Origin of the sequence: Ilyobacter sp. (assembly GCF_041583315.1) — a bacterium.
Taxonomy (GTDB): domain Bacteria; phylum Fusobacteriota; class Fusobacteriia; order Fusobacteriales; family Fusobacteriaceae; genus Ilyobacter.
This window is the reverse complement of sequence record NZ_JBFHGC010000410.1, coordinates 1-2,642: the sequence shown is the minus strand read 5'-3', so window position 1 is coordinate 2,642 and position 2,642 is coordinate 1. Positions and strand designations below refer to the sequence as shown.

Below are 2,642 nucleotides of genomic sequence, written 5' to 3'. Positions count from 1 at the left end.
GGGGCTAATGGAATAGGTGCCGAGATGGCAAAATTATTTGCTAAAAATGGAGCAAAAGTAATCGCAGCAGACATGGGAGATTTAACTTATACAGCGGAAAATATAGAGGGATATAAACTAAATGTAACTAATCCAGAAGGTTGTGAGGCTTTATTTAATTATGCAGTAGAAAAATATGGAAAGATAGATGTTTTGGTAAATAATGCAGGAATCACAAGAGATGCCCTTACTCATAAGATAACAGATGACATGTGGAATGTGGTAATAGATGTTAATCTAAAAGGTGTATTTAATCTGACTAAATTCGTAGGACCTCATATGATGACTACAGGATCAGGGTCTATAATCAATATTTCATCGGTAGTAGGAGAATATGGAAATGTAGGACAAGCTAACTACTCAGCTACTAAGGCAGGAGTTCTTGGTTTGACTAAAACATGGGCCAAAGAATTTGCAAGAAAAGGTGCAGCAGTAAGGGTAAATGCAATAGCCCCAGGTTATTGTATGACTGATATCTTAAAAACAGTTCCACAAGACTTATTAGATAAATTCGCTAAGACGACAATGTTAGGAAGATTGGGTCAACCTGAAGAGATAGCAAAAGCAGGATTATTTTTAGCAAGTGATGATTCAAGTTACGTTACAGGACATACACTTAGTGTAAATGGTGGAATGAGATTATAAAGTACTTTACTTTTTAAGTGAATTTTACAAATATGATTTTACGATATCAAGGAAGAAAGTACCATTAGGCCATAAAGTTTAGGTAAAAAAAGAATGAATAAAATAATTTTTTATAAGGGGTGTTAAAATGTCAAAAGTATACATAGTTTCGGCTAAGAGAACAGCAGTAGGTAGATTTATGGGAAGTTTAAGTAGTGTAAAAGCAGGACAATTGGGTGGAACAGTTATAAAAAATATAATTGAAGAAACTAAGATAGATCCTAAAAATTTAGATGAAGTGATAATGGGAAATGTACTTTCAGCAGGGCAAAAACAGGGAGTGGGAAGACAGGCTGCTATAGACGGAGGTGTTCCAGTGGAAGTTCCGGCATATTCAGTCAATATAATCTGTGGAAGTGGAATGAAAGCTGTAATGTTAGCATATAATGCTATAAAATCTGGAGATGCTAATCTGATAATGGCTGGAGGAGTGGAATCCATGTCAAAAACACCGTATTTAATTCCTGAAGCTACTAGATCTGGGCATAAAATGGGAGACTTTCAAACTGTAGACCATATGGTTTGTGATGCTCTTACAGATGCTTTCCAAGGGTATCATATGGGAGTTACAGCTGAAAATATAGCTGAAAAATATAATTTATCCAAGGAATCTCAAGATATTTTTGCAGCAGAATCTCAAAGAAAAGCTATAGCTGCTATAGACAGTGGTAGATTTAAAGATGAGATAGTACCTGTAGAAGTAAAATCTAGAAAGGAAACTGTAATTTTTGATACAGATGAACATCCCAATAGAAAAACAACTTTAGAAAAGTTAGGAAAACTAAGAACTGTCTTTAAAAAAGATGGAACAGTTACAGCAGGAAATGCTTCTGGAATAAATGACGGTGCCAGTGTAATGCTTGTGGCTTCAGAGGAAGCGGTAAAAAAATATAACCTTACTCCATTTGTAGAGATCGTTGCCACTGGACAAGGTGGAGTAGATCCATCTATCATGGGAATGGGACCAGTTCCTGCTATAAAAAATGCTTTGAACAAAGCTGGAATGAAACTAAAAGAGATGGAATTACTTGAGTTAAATGAAGCCTTTGCAGCTCAATCTCTTGGAGTGATGACAGAATTAACTAGACAACATGATGTTACCATGGATTGGTTTACCGATAAAACCAATGTAAATGGAGGAGCTATAGCTTTAGGGCATCCTGTAGGAGCCAGTGGGAATAGGATTGCTACTACCCTTATCCATGAGATGAAAAAAAGTGGGATAAATTTTGGATTGGCATCCCTCTGTATTGGTGGAGGAATGGGAACAGCATTGATTTTAAAGAATGTAAAATAAACTTTTGTTAAAGAGGAGGGTGACCCAAAAGGGTCACCCTCCTACTTTTTTTGAGGTATATAAATAATTATGATGAAAAATAAATGTATTAGAGATTGATTTAACAGTATGTTAGGAATGAATGAGCCTTTGGAAGAATATAAAAGAATAAGCCCAAAAAGGGATTTAGTCTACATTGTGGATAACCTAAAGAGGTTGTAGAGGAATATAAATAGCCAAAGTCCACTTGAATTTAGGACTTTGGCTATTTATATCTTTATTTTTTACTGTCTATTTGATAGGGGGAGTATATTCTATATACTCTTTATTTGAAACCTTGGGGTTTATCCCCAACCGAGTAATTTATATTTTTCTTCAATAACTTTACGCATTTCTTCCATTGGTTTTTGGACAAGTTGAATTCTGTCAAAAGTATCAGGATTCTCTTGGAGAACATCTCTCAATGTATTTCCAAATGCCATTCTAACAGCAGTCCCTATATTCATTTTTCCAATACCATAATAACGCATTTTAATGAGTTGCTCGTCAGATATTCCAGTTGAACCATGTATAACTAATGGGATTGGATTTGTTTTTTTGATTTCTGCTAATCTTTCAAAATCAATAATACCATTTTTTTCCT

Annotated in this window: 3 protein-coding genes; 2 read left to right on the top strand and 1 reads right to left on the bottom strand. The window is 34.9% G+C overall.

The window, feature by feature from the left end; translation table 11 throughout:
* Both ABZA26_RS12185 and ABZA26_RS12180 read left to right on the top strand, forming a co-directional pair.
* Nucleotides 1–684 (top strand): SDR family oxidoreductase (locus tag ABZA26_RS12185; protein WP_372714787.1); only part of this gene is annotated, 684 nt, incomplete at its 5' end.
* A 127-nt stretch (nt 685–811) separates the two neighbouring features.
* Nucleotides 812–2,020, top strand: coding sequence for an acetyl-CoA C-acetyltransferase (locus tag ABZA26_RS12180; protein WP_372714786.1), 1,209 nt, complete (start codon nt 812–814; stop codon nt 2,018–2,020).
* Between the two features lie 323 nt (nt 2,021–2,343).
* Here ABZA26_RS12180 and ABZA26_RS12175 read toward each other — a convergent pair.
* Nucleotides 2,344–2,642: class II fructose-bisphosphate aldolase (locus tag ABZA26_RS12175; protein ID WP_372714785.1), on the bottom strand; the 299-nt coding region annotated here is incomplete at its 5' end.